Source organism: Streptomyces sp. NBC_01317 (assembly GCF_035961655.1).
Lineage (GTDB): Bacteria > Actinomycetota > Actinomycetes > Streptomycetales > Streptomycetaceae > Streptomyces.
On sequence record NZ_CP108393.1, the window covers coordinates 2,441,561 to 2,458,600 of the forward strand.

Below are 17,040 nucleotides of genomic sequence, written 5' to 3' on the forward strand. Positions count from 1 at the left end.
TTATCGCGCTCCAGCGGGCGTACGGGCGGCGTCGGCGTCGGACAGGTCGGCGGGCGAGGCCAGATGGCCCAGTACGGCCGTGGCGGCGGCGACCTGCGGGGAGACCAGGTGGGTACGGCCGCCCTTGCCCTGCCTGCCCTCGAAGTTGCGGTTGGAGGTGGACGCGGAGCGCTCGCCGGGCGCGAGTTGGTCGGGGTTCATGCCCAGGCACATCGAGCAGCCCGCGTGCCGCCATTCGGCTCCCGCGCCGGTGAAGACCTTGTCCAGGCCCTCGGCGACGGCCTGGAGCGCGACCCGTACGGACCCGGGGACGACCAGCATCCGTACGCCGTCCGCGACTTTGTGACCCTCCAGGATCGAGGCCGCCGAGCGCAGGTCTTCGATGCGTCCGTTGGTGCACGAACCTACGAAGACGGTGTCGACCTTGATGTCGCGCAGCGCCTGTCCGGCGGTCAACCCCATGTACTCCAGGGCCTTTTCGGCGGCGTGGCGCTCCGAAGCGTCCTCGTACGAAGCCGGGTCGGGGACGTGCGAGGTGAGCGGCGCACCCTGGCCCGGGTTGGTGCCCCAGGTGACGAACGGGGCCAGTTCGGCGGCCTCGATGAAGACCTCGGCGTCGAAGACCGCGTCGTCGTCGGTGCGCAGGGTGCGCCAGTACGCGACGGCGGCGTCCCAGTCGGCGCCCTCGGGGGCGTGGTCGCGGCCCTTCAGGTACGCGAAGGTGGTGGCGTCGGGGGCGATCATGCCCGCCCTGGCACCGGCCTCGATCGACATGTTGCAGATGGTCATCCGGGCCTCCATCGAGAGTTTCTCGATGGCGGAACCCCGGTATTCGAGGATGTATCCCTGGCCGCCGCCGGTGCCGATCCTGGCGATGATGGCGAGGATCAGGTCCTTGGCGGTGACCTCGGGCGGCAGTTCGCCCTCGACGGTGATGGCCATGGTCTTGGGGCGGGCCAGCGGCAGGGTCTGGGTGGCGAGGACGTGCTCGACCTGGCTGGTGCCGATGCCGAACGCGAGCGCGCCGAACGCGCCGTGGGTGGAGGTGTGGCTGTCGCCGCAGACCACGGTGGTGCCGGGCTGGGTGAGCCCCAGCTGCGGGCCCACGACGTGGACGACACCCTGCTCGACGTCGCCGAGCGGGTGCAGCCGTACGCCGAAGTCCGCGCAGTTCTTGCGGAGCGTCTCCAACTGGACGCGCGAGACCGGGTCCGCGATCGGCTTGTCGATGTCGAGGGTGGGGGTGTTGTGGTCCTCGGTCGCGATGGTGAGGTCGAGTCGCCTGACCTGCCGGCCGCCGAGACGGAGGCCGTCGAAGGCCTGGGGGCTGGTCACCTCGTGCAGCAGGTGCAGATCGATGTAGAGGAGGTCGGGCTCGCCCTCCGCCCGCCGGACGACATGATCGTCCCAGACCTTCTCCGCGAGTGTCCTACCCATCGCTTTCCCTCCGGCCGGCGGAGCGCCGGCACTTTTCGAGACGTGGGCCCGCGTCCGTACCCCTTCGTGCCGGACGCCGGCGGGGACCCGTGGTCCGCGGGCCTGTCCGTACAGGTTGGCAAATACCCTGGGAAAAGGAACTTGCGTTTCACAGAGTGAGACGCGAGTATCGTTGCATGGACAACTCTAGCGGCGTCGGCGTTCTCGACAAGGCTGCTCTCGTACTGAGCGCCCTGGAGTCCGGTCCGGCCACCCTCGCCGGGCTGGTCGCGGCGACCGGGCTCGCTCGACCCACGGCCCACCGGCTGGCCGTGGCTCTGGAACACCACCGGATGGTGGCGAGGGACATGCAGGGCCGTTTCATCCTGGGCCCCCGGCTGGCGGAGCTGGCGGCGGCGGCCGGCGAGGACCGTCTGCTGGCGACGGCGGGGCCGGTGCTGACGCACCTGCGGGACGTGACGGGCGAGAGCGCGCAGCTCTACCGGCGCCAGGGGGACATGCGGATCTGCGTGGCCGCCGCCGAGCGGCTGTCGGGGCTGCGGGACACGGTGCCGGTCGGCTCGACGCTCACGATGAAGGCGGGCTCCTCGGCGCAGATCCTGATGGCGTGGGAGGAGCCGGAGCGGCTGCACCGCGGTCTCCAGGGGGCCCGCTTCACGGCGACGGCTCTGTCCGGGGTACGGCGCAGGGGCTGGGCCCAGTCGATCGGCGAGCGCGAGCCCGGGGTGGCGTCGGTGTCGGCGCCGGTCCGGGGTCCGTCGAACCGGGTGGTCGCGGCGGTCTCGGTGTCGGGACCCATCGAGCGGCTCACCCGCCACCCGGGCCGGATGCACGCCCAGGCGGTGATCGACGCGGCGGGCCGGCTGAGCGAGGCGCTGCGGCGTACGAGCTGAGAAGGCGGGGCACGGAAAAGGCCCTCCCCGCGGGGAGGGCCTTCCGGATGTCCACGTACCCCCGACCGGATTCGAACCGGCGCTACTGCCGTGAGAGGGCAGCGTGCTAGGCCGCTACACAACGGGGGCGAGGATCAAAGAGATCCAGCTGGGCTACCAGGACTCGAACCTAGAATAACGGTACCAGAAACCGTTGTGTTGCCAATTACACCATAGCCCATGGTGACTTACGCATTACCGTACCCCCGACCGGATTCGAACCGGCGCTACTGCCGTGAGAGGGCAGCGTGCTAGGCCGCTACACAACGGGGGCCTTAGCGATCCAGCGTCGACGCGTCCGGGTGCGACCCGAAAGCGTCGGAGAGAAGGATCTGTACCCCCGACCGGATTCGAACCGGCGCTACTGCCGTGAGAGGGCAGCGTGCTAGGCCGCTACACAACGGGGGCGTTGCAGAATGGTGTCTGCGCTGGGCTACCAGGACTCGAACCTAGACTAACGGAACCAGAAACCGTCGTGCTGCCAATTACACCATAGCCCACCAAAACTCAACCCCCTTACGGGGGTTTGCTTGGCTTGCGACTCCCGGCCGGGCCTTTCGGCCTTCCCGGGCGGCGCAGGAAGAACATTACCCGACAGCGGGCAGCGCTCCAAAACGAGTATCAGGGCCCACCGGCCCCGTGAGCCGGACGGGCCCGAAAGCCCGTCCGGCGATCCGAGGACGTGGTCTGCCTACGGCCTACGCCGCCAGCTTGGCCAGCGCGACATCGATCCGGGCCAGCGTCCGCTCGCGGCCCAGCAGCTCCAGCGACTCGAAGAGCGGCAGGCCGACCGTACGGCCGGTGACCGCGACCCGTACCGGCGCCTGCGCCTTGCCCAGCTTGAGGCCGTGCTCCTCGCCGGCCGCCAGGACCGCGTTCTTGAGCGCCTCGGCGTTCCACTCGGACGCGGCGATGTTCGTACGGGCCGTCGCCAGCAGCGCGTCCGCGCCCGGCTTCATCGCCTTCTCCCAGGACGCCTGGTCCTGCGCCGGCTCGTCCAGGAAGAGGAAGTCGACGTTGGCCGTGATGTCCGAGAGGACCGTGAGCCGGGTCTGGGCCAGCGGCGCCAGCTCCTCGAAGGCCGCCGCGTCGAAGGACTCCGGGGCCCACGGCGCGTGCGGCGCGCGCAGCCAGGGACCGCAGGCCTCGGTGAACGTCTTCACGTCCAGCTGCCTGATGTGGTCCGCGTTGACCGCCTCGGCCTTCTTGAGGTCGAAGCGCGCCGGGTTGGCGTTGACGTCCGCGATGTCGAACGCGGCGACCATCTCGTCCATCGAGAAGATGTCGCGGTCCGGGGCGAGCGACCAGCCCAGCAGCGAGAGGTAGTTGAGCAGCCCCTCGGGGAGGAAGCCGCGCTCGCGGTAGAGGTTGAGGGAGGCCTGCGGATCGCGCTTGGAGAGCTTCTTGTTGCCCTCCCCCATCACGTACGGGAGGTGTCCGAACGCCGGGACGCCCTTCGCCACGCCCAGCTCGATCAGTGCCCGGTAGAGGGCGATCTGGCGCGGGGTGGAGGACAGCAGGTCCTCGCCGCGCAGGACGTGCGTGATGTCCATCAGCGCGTCGTCGACCGGGTTGACGAGCGTGTAGAGGGGGGCGCCGTTGGCGCGGACGATGCCGTAGTCCGGGACGTTCTCCGGGGTGAAGGTCAGCTCGCCGCGGACCAGGTCCGTGAAGGTGATCGGCTCGTCGGGCATCCGGAAGCGGACGATGTGCGTACGGCCCTCGGCCTCGTACGCCGCCTTCCGCTCCGCGCTCAGGTCCCGGCAGTGGCCGTCGTACCCGGACGGCCTGCCCGCCGCGCGGGCCGCCGCGCGGCGCTCGTCCAGCTCCTCGGTGGTGCAGTAGCAGGGGTACGCGTTCCCCGCGGCCAGGAGCTTGTCCGCGATGTCGCGGTAGAGGTCCGTCCGCTGGGACTGGCGGTACGGCGCGTGCGGGCCGCCGACCTCCGGGCCCTCGTCCCAGTCGAGCCCGAGCCAGCGCAGCGAGTCGAGCAGCTGTTCGTACGACTCCTCGGAGTCGCGCGCCGCGTCGGTGTCCTCGATGCGCAGGACCAGGGTGCCGCCAGTGTGGCGGGCGTAGGCCCAGTTGAAGAGGGCGGTGCGGACCAGGCCCACGTGCGGGTTGCCGGTCGGGGAGGGACAGAAACGAACACGGACGGGGCCGTTAACCACGCTTGATCACCCTGTTGGTGAGAGTGCCGATGCCTTCGATGGAGACGGCGACCTCGTCGCCGACGCTGAGGGGGCCGACCCCGGCGGGGGTGCCCGTGAGGATGACGTCTCCGGGGAGCAGTGTCATGGCCTCGGTGATGTGGACGATCAGGTCCTCGATGGAGCGGACCATTTCGCTCGTACGGCCGAGCTGGCGCTGTTCGCCGTTGACCGTGCACTGGATGGTGAGGTCCGAGGGGTCCAGTGCGGTCTCGACCCAGGGGCCGAGCGGGCACGAGGTGTCGAAGCCCTTGGCGCGGGCCCACTGCTTCTCGGTCCTCTGCGTGTCCCGGGCGGTGACGTCGTTGGCGCAGGTGTAGCCGAAGATGACGTCCTTGACGCGCTCGCGCGGGACCTCACGGCACAACCGGCCGATCACGACGGCCAGTTCGGCCTCGTAGTGCACGTCGTTCGAGAAGGAGGGGTATTCGATGGCGTCGCCCGAGCCGATCACGGAGGTGGTGGGCTTGAAGAACGCCACCGGCACCTCGGGGACCTCGTTGCCCAGCTCCGCCGCGTGCTCCGCGTAGTTGCGGCCGATGGCCACGACCTTGTTGGGGAGCACCGGCGGCAGGAGCCGCACCTTGCTCAGCGGCACCTTGGTGCCGGAGAGCTCGAAGTCGGTGTACGGAATGCCCCTGATGATGTCGAGGACGAGGCCGGCGGGGTCGCCGCCGTCGCCCTCGACCGCGCCGAAGGCGACATTGCCGTCGATGGAGAATCTGGCGATGCGCACGGGTGCTGTCGCCCCTCACTGTCACTTGCTGGCCTGCTGGAGACTGACACTCCAGGCTAGCCGGTGCGGGGTGGCGCGCTCGCGTGCGACCGCCGGGGACGCCGGGTCCCGCCGGGGGCCGGGGCCGTACCCCTCTTACTGGGCGGGTTCCGCGTCGGGAACCTTGTACGGCGCCGGAGCGTCCATCAAAATCGTACGGCGCGGGTTGGCGGTGCGGTTCGGCAGAGTGACGGGATGTTCCGGGCGCTCCGTGGGTACCAGTTCCCCCGCGTCCGTCAGGTGCGCCAGCGTGGTGCGCCGGGGGTTGGCGGTGGTGCGGAACAGCTTCGTCGTCTTCATCTGTGTGTCGGACCCTGTCGCGTGATCGGGCGCCGGAGCGCCGGTTGTCGGATGTGCCGGCCTTGTAGAACGTCAGGCTAAACACGCGATTCCCCGGCGGAGCGGGGATCCCTCCGCGATCTCCATGTGAGTTTGCTCACGACGGGGCGGGCATTGAGGGCATTCCGGGCGGGGTCTCAAGATCACCGAAACGGACATTGCGTTACTGAACGTTGCATTCCGCTCCTGATCATCCGGACTCAGACACCCCCTACCCGTAAGCAGCCTGTCAGCAATCGCCCCCTTTCCTCCATGAACTCTTTCTACGGCTTGTGACATGCTGCTCACTCGGTGTCATACAGGTCACAGCCCGGTACGCGGCCCTTGTTGGAGATCCTGCACTGTGCTGGAATTCCCCCCACCGCCGCGGGTTTCAAGCCGGCGCGCAGGGGCGCATCGCAGCGCCGCGTGGCGGTGGGGAAGGGGAAAAGCGCCGGTCACTCAAGACCACCATGGGGAGCGTTCTGCGCCCCACGACGCCGACACCGTCCTGCCGTTTCGCGGTGGGACGCCTGGTCCAGAGGTTGCGACGCTAGTGCAGGGACGTTTCAAGAGGGATAGCAGCGCTGCGGCGGAGCAGGAGCCCCGCAGCGGAACCGACCGCGGTGCCTCGCCCCAGCACACCCAGAACCCGGGCCAGGCACCGACGGGCGAGAGCGGCCCCCGTGCCGCACGCCCCGGGGCGGCACCGGGCGGCGACGGCAAGACGGCCGCGCCCAAACCCGTGGGGCCGACCGACGCCGGCTCACGAATACTTCTGCGCAACTGGCGCATCAGTACCCGCCTGGTCGCTCTGCTGACCCTCCCGGTGGTCGCGGCGACCACCCTGGGCGGGCTGCGGATCAACGAGTCCTTGAACGAGATCCAGCAGCTGGAGCACATGCAGCTGCTGACGAAGATGACCAAGGAAGCGACCAACCTCGCGGCTCAACTCCAGGCCGAGCGGGACGAGTCTGCGGGTCCGCTCACCAACGGTGCGACGGCTTCGGACTTCAAGGTCCAGGACCGCCGTACGAAGACGGACCGGGCGAAGAAGGCCTTCCTCGACGCCACCGTCGACATCGGCAACACCGACGGCGACCAGGCGCTGGAGTCCATCCGCTCCAACGTCAACCAGATCGCCACGCAGGTCAACCAGATCAACAAGATCCGCCAGGGCGCCTACCAGTCCAAGGGCGCCGACTCCCTCACCGTCGACGCCTACAGCGGACTGATCGAGTCCCTGCTGAGCCTCTCGCAGGACATGGCGCAGGCGACCAGCAACCCGGACATGATCAAGCGGACCCGCGCGCTGGCCGCGTTCTCGTCCGCCAAGGAGTACGCCTCCATCCAGCGGGCCATCATCGCCGCCGCGCTCCCCGCCGACCCGAAGAACGACGGCGATCTGAGCGAGAACGACCGTCTCTACGGTCAGAACGCGCTCACCAAGGAGAAGAACTCCCTCACGTCCTTCAACTCGCTGTACGAGTCGATGGGCGGCAACGCCGAAGAGCTGACCGCACCGCTCAACGGCCAGGGAAACCCCGAGATCCAGGCCGCGGAGAAGTACGCGGACCGGGTCCTCGGGCAGCAGGACGGTCTGAAGAACGAGCCCCACCGCTCGTACCTGGACTGGACCGACCAGGCCTCGACCCGTATCAACGCGATGAAGACCATCGAGGCCACGCTGCTGGGCGAGATGGAGGGCAAGGCCCGCGAACTGCGCGACCAGGCCCAGCGCGACGCGTACATCAACGCCGCGCTGATCCTGCTCGTCCTCGGGGTCTCGCTCGTCGGCGCCTTCGTGGTGGCCCGCGCGATGATCCGCTCGCTGCGCCGGCTCCAGGACACGGCCACCCGGGTCGCCCAGGACCGCCTGCCCGAGCTGGTCAAGGCGCTCTCCGAGTCGGACCCGCAGGACGTCGACACCTCCGTCGAGTCGGTCGGTGTGCACTCCAGGGACGAGATCGGCCAGGTCGCCGCGGCCTTCGACGACGTGCACCGCGAGGCCGTCCGCCTCGCCGCCGAGCAGGCCCTCCTGCGAGGCAACGTCAACGCGATGTTCACCAACCTCTCGCGCCGCAGCCAGGGCCTCATCCAGCGTCAGCTCTCGCTCATCTCCGAACTGGAGTCGCGCGAGGCCGACCCGGACCAGCTGTCCTCGCTGTTCAAGCTCGACCACCTCGCGACCCGTATGCGCCGTAACGGTGAGAACCTCCTCGTCCTCGCGGGTGAGGAGCCGGGCCGTCGCTGGACCCGGCCCGTCCCCCTGGTCGACGTGCTCCGTGCCGCCGCCTCCGAGGTGGAGCAGTACGAGCGCATCGAACTGTCCTCGGTCCCCGCGACCGAGGTCGCGGGACGTGTCGTCAACGACCTCGTGCACCTGCTCGCCGAGCTGCTGGAGAACGCCACGTCGTTCTCCTCGCCGCAGACGAAGGTCCGGGTCACCGGTCACGCGCTGCCCGACGGCCGGGTGCTGGTCGAGATCCACGACACCGGCATCGGCCTCTCCCCCGAGGACCTCGCGGCGATCAACGAGCGGCTCGCGTCGCCGCCCACCGTGGACGTCTCGGTCTCGCGCCGCATGGGTCTGTTCGTGGTCGGCCGGCTGTCCCTGCGCCACGGCATCCGGATCCAGCTGCGCCCCTCCGACTCGGGTGGTACGACCGCGCTGGTCATGCTGCCGGTCGACGTCGCCCACGGCGGCAAGAAGGGCCCGGTCGGCAAGCCCGGGATGAACATCGGCGGCCAGAACGGCCAGGCCCCGGTGGCCGGCCGGCCGCCCGCGGGTCCCGGCCTCACCGCCGGTCCCGGCGGAGCGCCCGCCCCCGGTCTCACCGCGGGCCCCGGTTCGCCCCCGCCCGGCCGGATCGCCGCGGGCACCCCGCGCGGCCAGGTCGGCGCCGGTGCGAGCCCGCGCGCCGCACTGCCCGGCCGTGACGGCGGACAGGGCGGCCAGCAGGGCGGGAACGGAACGCCCCAGAACCCGCAGCGCCAGGGCTCGGCCCAGACGGGCCAGACCGGTCAGAACAGCGTCTTCGGCGGTCAGAACACCTTCGCGGGCCAGGGCCAGGGCCGTAACGACAGTCCCGGCGCGCCGAACGCACAGCCGGGCCAGAACGGCTTCAGCGGCCACGCCCAGAACGCCTTCCAGCAGGGCGGCGTACCGGAGCGCAGCCGGCAGCTGCCGCCCCCCGGCGGTCCGCGCGCCGAGCTGCCGGGTGGCAACCCGCGGCCGCAGAACCGCCAGCAGCGCCCCGAGACCACCAGCTGGGGCACCGGGCAGCAGCCCGCGCAGGACGCCCCGCGCGGTCACGAGGAGCACGAGAACACCGGCCAGTACGCCCGGCCCCAGGCCTCGCAGCAGGGTCCCGGCACCGCGGAGTTCCCCCGGCCCGACTTCGACGCGCCGCGTCCCGGCGCGGACAACGGCCAGCGGGGCGGGGGGCAGCAGCAAGGCCAGCAGAGCCAGCAGGATGCCGCCGCCACGGCCCAGTTCCCCCGGCCGGACTTCAACGCACCGGCGCCGACCGGCTACCAGCCCGACTACAGCGCCCAGCAGGGCGGCTACCAGCAGGGGTACGGCAACGGCCAGCAGCAGAACTACGCCGCGCCGCCGAACTACGCCCCGCAGCAGGACTTCAACCCCCCGCGCCCCCCGGCTCCCTCCGCGGCGCCGGGCGCGCAGGGCCGCGGCCCCGGGCAGTTCGACCAGTACGGTCAGCCGCTCAACGGCCGCAACGGTCAGGACGGACCGGGTTACGGCGTCCCGCGCCAGCCCAGCCTGCCGCCGCAGCCCCAGCACGAGGCGCTGCCGCCGGCCGGTCCCGGCGACGGCCGTACCCCGCTGTTCGACAACCTGGAGACCAACTGGTTCCACGGTCAGCAGCCGGGCGGACAGCAGCAGCCGCCCCAGCCCCAGCAGCCCCCGGCGTCCGCCGCTTCGCAGCAGCAGGCTCCGGCCCCGCTGCCGCCGGCACCCCGGCGTGACCCGATGCCGCAGCGTGAGCCCGGCGCCGGTCTGATGGGCGCGGGCGCGCCGAGCGGCAACGGTTTCGGCACCAACGGTGCCGGCTCGAACAGCCCGGCGACCAACGGCTCGGGTGCCAACGGTTCCAGTGCCACGTCCTCCTGGCGCACGTCGCCCAACGACGAGCTGGTACGCCAGGCCGAACGGGTCAAAAAGCCCCAGGCGGGCGGTATCACCACTTCAGGTCTGCCCCGCCGGGTGCCGCGTGCCAACCTGGTGCCCGGTACCGCGCAGGAACAGAACAACCAGGCCGGTCCGCAGGTTTCGCGTGCGCCGGCAGACGTACGCGGCCGACTGACCAATCTACGCCGGGGTATTCAGCAGGGTCGTCAGGCGGGCACAGCCGGTCCGGCGAACAACAGCTTCAACCTCGGCCCCTCTCACCAGCAGGAGCGTTAGTTGAGTCCGATGAGTCAGGCCGCTCAGAATCTGAACTGGTTGATCACCAACTTCGTGGACAACACCCCTGGGGTGTCCCACACGGTGGTGGTCTCCGCGGACGGACTTCTGCTGGCCATGTCCGAGGGCTTCCCCCGCGACCGAGCCGATCAGCTCGCGGCCGTGGCGTCCGGGCTGACCTCGCTGACCGCGGGGGCGTCCCGGATCTTCGAAGGCGGCCCGGTCAACCAGACCGTGGTGGAGATGGAGCGCGGCTTCCTCTTCCTGATGTCCGTCTCCGACGGTTCCTCCCTGGCCGTGCTCGCCCACCCCGAGTGCGACATCGGCCTGGTGGGGTACGAGATGGCCCTCCTGGTCGACCGCGCCGGTACGGTCCTCACGCCGGACCTGCGCGCCGAGCTCCAAGGAAGTCTGTTGCACTGAGGCTTCGGCACCGCCGCCACCAGCTCCAACACCGTCAGGCCGCCCAACCGGCCCCCCACCGGCCAAGTCAGACGGCACGCAGACATCTTGCTGTCACGCCCGGAGGATTCATGACCCCGCCACCCGCCTCTCACGATCCGTACGGCGCCTCAGTCGACGCGTCGTACGGACCTGAGGGCGATCAGCCGCTGGTACGCCCGTACGCCATGACCGGCGGACGGACCCGGCCGCGGTACCAGCTCGCCATCGAGGCGCTGGTCAGTACGACAGCAGACCCCGCTCATCTCGCCACCCTGCTCCCCGAGCACCAGCGGATCTGCCACCTCTGCCGTGAGGTCAAGTCGGTGGCTGAGGTGTCGGCCCTGCTGACGATGCCGCTCGGCGTCGCCCGGATCCTGGTGGCGGACCTGGCGGAAGCCGGCATGGTGGCCATCCACCAGCCGGGCAACGGAGAGGCCGGCGGCGCGCCGGATGTGACACTGCTCGAAAGGGTGCTCAGTGGACTTCGGAAGCTCTAGCGGCGGAGGAGCAGCCCGCTCAACCACCAGCGCGAAGATCGTGGTGGCGGGCGGCTTCGGCGTGGGCAAGACCACGTTCGTCGGCGCCGTCTCGGAGATCAACCCGCTGCGTACCGAAGCCGTCATGACGTCCGCGTCAGCCGGCATCGACGACCTCACCCACACCGGAGACAAGACCACCACCACCGTGGCCATGGACTTCGGCCGCATCACCCTCGACCAAGACCTCATCCTCTACCTCTTCGGCACCCCCGGACAGGACCGCTTCTGGTTCATGTGGGACGACCTCGTCCGCGGCGCCATCGGCGCCGTCGTCCTCGTCGACACCCGCCGCCTCGCCGACTGCTTCCCCGCCGTCGACTACTTCGAAAACTCAGGACTCCCCTTCGTCATCGCCCTCAACGGCTTCGACGGACACCAGCCCTACACCCCCGACGAAGTACGCGAAGCACTCCAGATCGGACCCGACACCCCCATCATCACCACCGACGCCCGCCACCGCGCCGACGCCAAAAGCGGCCTCATCACCCTCGTCGAACACGCACTCATGGCACGACTCAAGTAGACGGACGGCTACGGCGGTTGCTGTAGTCCGCGCAGGGCGCGGGCTGTGTCTTCGGACACGGCCCGCCTCGGCCTTCATAACGTTTAGACAGAGAATTCACGGGCTACGGACACCCGACGCACTCAACTGGTATCACTGCGCTCACATCACCTCCCCTTTTTGTTCCCGCTCGGCCCTTATGCCCCTTTTATTTGAGGCGTGGATCACTCGGAACGGCTGATTCCCACTGTTTGGAGTGGGACCACTCCCCGTGCTGGAATTCGGCGACTCCCGAGTTTGTACGGCCCTGAACGAGAAACGGCACAGCGTAGGTGCCGGCGCCGAGAGGTTGTTGGTCGAGTGAGGCGAAGCAAGGCGAGCTCCGCGGAGCAACAGACGCGGGGCAACTTCACCCCGCCACCGCGGTCGGCGGCGGCGTCCGCGGACCCGGCCGGCGCGCCCTCCGCGCCCGGCAGCTCCAGCCGGCTCTCGCCGCGCAACTGGCGTGTGGCCACCCGGCTGAACGCCATTCTGCTGATCCCGGTCCTGGTCGGACTGGTGATGGGCGGCTTCCAGGTCAAGGGGTCGATCGACACCTGGCAGGAGGCCCAGGACGCGGAGAAGACGGCCCTCATCGTGCGCGCCGCCTCCGAGTACGGCCAGGCCCTGCTCAACGAGCGCGACCTCACCGCGCAGCCCCTGCTGACGAACAAGCGCGACGCGCAGATCGTCGTACGGACGCGGGCGGCCACCGACGCCGCGAAGAAGAAGTTCGACGTCGCGGTCCGGGACATGCCCGCCAAGCAGGGCCTCGAACGCCGCCTCAGCATCTTCCGCGGGGAGGAGCCCAAGCTGGCGGCCATCCGCAAGACCGCGTACACCGCGGCGGTGGAGACCCCGGACAAGACCGGCAACAACGGCGGCCCCGTGGCGACCGAAGAGGGATACGTGCTGGTCCAGCACTCCCTCATGGAGTTCGCCAACGAGCTGGGCCTCGGCACCGGCAACATCACCAGCTACGGCCGTACGGTCTACGCCCTCCAGCTCGCCAAGGCCGCCGAGTCGCTCCAGCGCTCGATCGGCATGCACCTGCTGGTCAGGCCCAGCCAGAAGGACCAGGTCAGGGGCGGGCAGACCATCGCCTTCTCGTCGTACGCCTACCTGGAGAGCGTCTCCGTCGCCGAGTACGTCTCCGGCGGCACCGCCGCCGACACGGTCCGGCTCCAGCAGGTCATGAAGCAGAAGGCCGCCGAGGGGGCGAAGAAGCTCGCCGCCGCCGGCCAGCAGGCCGCCGCCGCGGGCCAGGACTTCACCCCGCCCCCCAGTCAGGAGGGGTCCGTCTTCGACGGCATGGTCGCCGCGATCGCCACCGGCGCCACCCCCGAGCAGCTCGCGGCACGGGGGGTCACCCCCGACGTGTGGATGGCCGCCGCCACCGCCAAGTTCGACGGCTACACCGTGGTCGAGAAGGAACTCGTCGACAAGGCCGTCGCGGACGCCGCGCAGATCTCCACCAACGCCAGGAACGACGCGATCACCAACGGCGCCATCGTCGTGGTCGCCCTGCTCATCGCCTTCATCCTGGCCGGGATGATGGCCCGGCAGATGAGCCGCTCGATGCGCGAGCTGCGCACGGCGGCGTTCTCCATCGCCGAGCAGCGGCTGCCGATGCTGGTCGACCAGCTGTCCCGTACCGAACCGGGCCGCGTCGACACCCGCGTCCAGCCCATCCCGATCGACTCGCGCGACGAGATCGGCGAGGTCGCCCGCGCCTTCGACCAGGTCCACCGCGAGGCGGTCAGGCTCGCGGCCGAGCAGGCCATGCTCCGCGGAAACGTCAATGCGATCTTCACGAACCTCTCCCGCCGCAACCAGTCCCTGATCGAGGGCCAGCTGACCCTCATCACGGACCTGGAGAACAACGAGGGCGACCCGGACCAGCTGGAGAACCTCTTCAAGCTCGACCACCTGGCGACCCGCATGCGCCGCAACGGCGAGAACCTGCTGGTTCTCGCGGGTGAGGAGCCGGGCCGCCGGTGGAACCAGCCGGTGCCGCTGGTGGACGTGCTGCGCGCCGCCTCCTCGGAGGTCGAGTCGTACGCCCGTATCGAACTCACCGGCGTCCCCGAGACCGACATCCACGGCCAGTCCGTCACCGACCTCGTGCACCTGCTCGCCGAGCTGCTGGAGAACGCCACCACCTTCTCCTCGCCGCAGACCAAGGTCCGGGTGACCGCCACGCGGCTGCCCGACGGCCGGGTGATGGTCGAGATCCACGACAAGGGCATCGGCCTGACCGCCGAGGACTTCGCGGACATCAACCACAAGCTGGCCAACCCGCCGACCGTGGACGCCGCCGTCTCCCAGCGCATGGGCCTGTTCGTGGTCGGCCGGCTGGCCGACCGGCACGGCATCCGGGTCCAGCTGCGCCCCTCGGGCGAGCAGGCGGGCACGACGTCGCTGGTGATGCTCCCCGACGCGATCACGCACGGCGGTGGCGGCGAACCGACCGTCCAGGCCGACGACTTCACGGTCTCGCAGATCATCCCGGACCAGGAACCGCCCGCCGAGGTGCGGGCCTTCCCGACAGCGCCCATGCTGACGGCGGCCGAACTCGGCTTCGACGACTCGAAGTACGAGACGGCGGCCGAGCAGCCGGGCCCCGCCCAGGACAGCCGCCGGCTCGACCCCGTCAACCGCACCCTGCGGCGCGAGGAACGGCGTGCGGCGCTGGGCGGCCCTGAGAGCCCCGAGGGACCGCTCTTCAGCGACCAGGTCGACGGGCAGTACCGCGAGGGCTCCGAGGCCGCCTACGCGCCTCAGGAGGCCCCGTACGGCCCGGACTTCGCCCCGCGGCCGGCGACGGCGGAGGCGCCGGCCACGGACGGGTACGGTCCCGCCGGGTACGAGGAGTACCGCGCGCCCGAGCCCTACGGCACACCCGACGGATACCAGGAGCCCCAAGCACCCGCCTATGCGGAGGCCGGCTACCCGGACCTGCCGAACGGTGAGATCCCGTACCAGAACGGTTTCGACGCCCAACCCCACCAGGGTGAGTGGGGCGATCAGGGCGGATACCAGGGCGCGTACCCCCCGGTGGCCCCCGCCGAACCGGAATCTTCACAGGTCGCACCCGAGATCCCCGCCGACCGCGTAGGCTTCGACCGTCCGGGTCCCTCTCCGAGCACCAGTCACGCGCTGACCGGCGCGGGACTGCCGCGCCGGGGCGGTGGCCGGCAGGCCCAGGAGTGGCAGCCCACCGGTCAGAACGACGGACAGCTGGGCCGGACTCCCCCGGTCGGCGGCGAGTTGGACACCGGGACGGCGGACACCGAGGACTGGCGTTCCAAGAACGACGACCGCTGGCAGCGGGCCGAGAAGCTCCGCGAGCCGAAGGCGGGCGGGGTCACCCCGTCCGGTCTTCCCCGCCGGGTACCCAAGGCCAATCTGGTCGAGGGAACGGCGGAGAGCACCCCGCAGGGCGGCCCCCAGGTCTCCCGTGCTCCGGAGGACGTGCGCGGCAGGTTGAGCAACCTGCGGCGCGGGGTCCTGCGGGGACGCAACGCGGGAGCGGACACGAACGGACCGGGCCACGGCCCGGGCAGTACCTACAACCAGGAGCGTTAGTGTGAGCCCGATGAGCCAGGCGGCGCAGAATCTGAACTGGTTGATCACCAACTTTGTGGACAACACCCCCGGGGTGTCCCACACGGTGGTGGTCTCCGCCGACGGACTCCTGCTCGCCATGTCCGACGGTTTCCCCCGCGACCGGGCCGATCAGCTCGCGGCCGTGGCGTCCGGGCTGACCTCGCTGACCGCGGGGGCGTCCCGGATCTTCGAGGGGGGCGCCGTCAACCAGACCGTCGTGGAGATGGAGCGCGGCTTCCTCTTCCTGATGTCCATCTCGGACGGCTCCTCGCTGGCCGTGCTCGCCCACCCGGAGGCCGACATCGGCCTGGTGGGCTACGAGATGGCCCTGTTGGTCGATCGCGCCGGTACGGTCCTCACACCGGACCTCCGCGCCGAACTCCAGGGAAGTCTGCTCAACTGACAGACAGTGCAGTTCTCGCCACCGCACCATAGGGTGCGGTGGCGCGCGGCTCCACAGGCACACCAAGGACCGGCGACCGGCAGTCGGAGGAGGAAACGTGGCTACACCCCCAGGCGGACATCCCTATGACGGTGTCCGGCAGCCCGCGGGAGAGCAGGCCCGGAACCGCTTCAACTTCCCGTCCGCGCCGAGCGGTCAGGGCGATCAGAGCAGACAGGGCGGTCAGGGCGGTCAGGGCGGTCAGGGCGGTCAGGGGAATCCTGGCGGTCAGGAAGGTCAGGGCGGCGGTTACGGCGGACCGGGCGGTCAACACCAGCCCTACCCGCCGCAACACCAGTACAACCAGCCCCGGACGCCCCGTATCCAGCCGGTGCAGCAACAGCCCCGGCGCTCCTCCGCGCCCGACCCGTCCAGGGACACCCACAATCCGTTGGTGCGCCCGTACGCCATGACCGGCGGACGGACCCGCCCGCGATACCAGCTCGCCATCGAGGCACTGGTCAGTACGACGGCCGATCCGTCCCGGCTGCAAGGGCAGTTGCCCGAGCACCAGCGGATCTGCCAGCTCTGTTTCGAGATCAAGTCGGTCGCCGAGATCTCGGCACTTCTCTCCATTCCCCTCGGCGTCGCCCGGATCCTCGTAGCCGACCTGGCGGAGGCCGGACTTGTCGCCATCCATCAGCCCGGCGGCGACGAGACCGCCGGCGGTCAGCCAGACGTGACACTGCTCGAAAGGGTGCTCAGTGGACTTCGGAAGCTCTAGCGGCGGAGGAGCAGCCCGCTCAACCACCAGCGCGAAGATCGTGGTGGCGGGCGGCTTCGGCGTGGGCAAGACCACGTTCGTCGGCGCCGTCTCGGAGATCAACCCGCTGCGTACCGAAGCCGTCATGACGTCCGCGTCAGCCGGCATCGACGACCTCACCCACACCGGAGACAAGACCACCACCACCGTGGCCATGGACTTCGGCCGCATCACCCTCGACCAAGACCTCATCCTCTACCTCTTCGGCACCCCCGGACAGGACCGCTTCTGGTTCATGTGGGACGACCTCGTCCGCGGCGCCATCGGCGCCGTCGTCCTCGTCGACACCCGCCGCCTCGCCGACTGCTTCCCCGCCGTCGACTACTTCGAAAACTCAGGACTCCCCTTCGTCATCGCCCTCAACGGCTTCGACGGACACCAGCCCTACACCCCCGACGAAGTACGCGAAGCACTCCAGATCGGACCCGACACCCCCATCATCACCACCGACGCCCGCCACCGCGCCGACGCCAAAAGCGGCCTCATCACCCTCGTCGAACACGCACTCATGGCACGACTGCGCTAAACCACACCCCACTGGTCACGTACGGCGGCCCCCGCACTCGATGAGTGCGGGGGCCGCTGTCGTACGTACAAGCCT

General features: G+C 70.0%; 13 protein-coding genes and 5 tRNA genes. 9 read left to right on the forward strand and 9 right to left on the reverse strand.

Going from position 1 to position 17,040, the window contains the following annotated elements; genetic code table 11:
- A complete protein-coding gene (gene leuC, locus OG349_RS10135) occupies window positions 1-1,437 on the reverse strand; it encodes a 3-isopropylmalate dehydratase large subunit (RefSeq protein WP_327234303.1) in 1,437 nt (478 codons plus the stop codon).
- Window positions 1,438-1,613: 176 nt separating this feature from the next.
- Here leuC and ndgR point away from each other — a divergent pair, with 176 nt between their 5' ends.
- Window positions 1,614-2,330, forward strand: a complete 717-nt coding sequence (ndgR, locus tag OG349_RS10140; protein WP_030361934.1) for an IclR family transcriptional regulator NdgR — start codon at window positions 1,614-1,616, stop codon at window positions 2,328-2,330.
- A 56-nt stretch (window positions 2,331-2,386) separates the two neighbouring features.
- Here ndgR and OG349_RS10145 read toward each other — a convergent pair.
- The 8 genes from OG349_RS10145 to OG349_RS10180 all read right to left on the reverse strand — a co-directional run bounded on the left by OG349_RS10145 (window position 2,387) and on the right by OG349_RS10180 (window position 5,654).
- Window positions 2,387-2,459 (reverse strand) — tRNA-Glu (locus OG349_RS10145).
- A gap of 19 nt (window positions 2,460-2,478) precedes the next feature.
- Window positions 2,479-2,550: transfer RNA gene (locus OG349_RS10150), tRNA-Gln, on the reverse strand.
- Window positions 2,551-2,570: 20 nt separating this feature from the next.
- Window positions 2,571-2,643 (reverse strand) — tRNA-Glu (locus OG349_RS10155).
- Window positions 2,644-2,704: 61 nt separating this feature from the next.
- Window positions 2,705-2,777 (reverse strand) — tRNA-Glu (locus OG349_RS10160).
- A gap of 20 nt (window positions 2,778-2,797) precedes the next feature.
- Window positions 2,798-2,869: transfer RNA gene (locus OG349_RS10165), tRNA-Gln, on the reverse strand.
- Between the two features lie 198 nt (window positions 2,870-3,067).
- Window positions 3,068-4,540, reverse strand: a complete 1,473-nt coding sequence (gene gltX / locus OG349_RS10170; protein WP_327234304.1) for a glutamate--tRNA ligase — start codon at window positions 4,538-4,540, stop codon at window positions 3,068-3,070.
- Window positions 4,533-5,315 carry a fumarylacetoacetate hydrolase family protein gene (locus tag OG349_RS10175; protein ID WP_327234305.1) on the reverse strand — a complete coding sequence of 261 codons (783 nt, stop codon included), beginning with the start codon at window positions 5,313-5,315 and terminating at the stop codon, window positions 4,533-4,535. Before OG349_RS10175 ends, gltX begins: the two co-directional genes overlap by 8 nt.
- 135 nt (window positions 5,316-5,450) lie before the next feature.
- A complete protein-coding gene (locus tag OG349_RS10180; RefSeq protein ID WP_327234306.1) occupies window positions 5,451-5,654 on the reverse strand; it encodes a hypothetical protein in 204 nt (67 codons plus the stop codon).
- A gap of 574 nt (window positions 5,655-6,228) precedes the next feature.
- Here OG349_RS10180 and OG349_RS10185 point away from each other — a divergent pair.
- From OG349_RS10185 to OG349_RS10220, 8 genes are all read left to right on the forward strand, one after another.
- Window positions 6,229-10,101, forward strand: a complete 3,873-nt coding sequence (locus tag OG349_RS10185; RefSeq protein ID WP_327234307.1) for a nitrate- and nitrite sensing domain-containing protein — start codon at window positions 6,229-6,231, stop codon at window positions 10,099-10,101.
- Between the two features lie 9 nt (window positions 10,102-10,110).
- Window positions 10,111-10,524 carry a roadblock/LC7 domain-containing protein gene (locus OG349_RS10190; RefSeq protein ID WP_030351794.1) on the forward strand — a complete coding sequence of 138 codons (414 nt, stop codon included), beginning with the start codon at window positions 10,111-10,113 and terminating at the stop codon, window positions 10,522-10,524.
- Window positions 10,525-10,634: 110 nt separating this feature from the next.
- Window positions 10,635-11,042, forward strand: a complete 408-nt coding sequence (locus tag OG349_RS10195) for a DUF742 domain-containing protein (RefSeq protein WP_167026559.1) — start codon at window positions 10,635-10,637, stop codon at window positions 11,040-11,042.
- A complete protein-coding gene (locus OG349_RS10200; protein WP_167026562.1) occupies window positions 11,023-11,607 on the forward strand; it encodes a GTP-binding protein in 585 nt (194 codons plus the stop codon). The genes OG349_RS10195 and OG349_RS10200 overlap by 20 nt, the downstream gene beginning before the upstream one ends.
- Before the next feature lie 339 nt (window positions 11,608-11,946).
- Window positions 11,947-15,213, forward strand: a complete 3,267-nt coding sequence (locus OG349_RS10205; RefSeq protein ID WP_327234308.1) for a sensor histidine kinase — start codon at window positions 11,947-11,949, stop codon at window positions 15,211-15,213.
- Between the two features lie 10 nt (window positions 15,214-15,223).
- Window positions 15,224-15,637, forward strand: coding sequence for a roadblock/LC7 domain-containing protein (locus OG349_RS10210; protein WP_040028900.1), 414 nt, complete (start codon window positions 15,224-15,226; stop codon window positions 15,635-15,637).
- 97 nt (window positions 15,638-15,734) lie between these two features.
- On the forward strand, window positions 15,735-16,400 hold the full coding sequence (locus OG349_RS10215; RefSeq protein WP_327234309.1) for a DUF742 domain-containing protein: 666 nt from the start codon (window positions 15,735-15,737) through the stop codon (window positions 16,398-16,400).
- Entirely contained in the window at window positions 16,381-16,965 is a 585-nt protein-coding gene (locus tag OG349_RS10220; RefSeq protein ID WP_167026571.1) for a GTP-binding protein, read from the forward strand. The genes OG349_RS10215 and OG349_RS10220 overlap by 20 nt, the downstream gene beginning before the upstream one ends.
- Window positions 16,966-17,040: the final 75 nt, after the last annotated feature.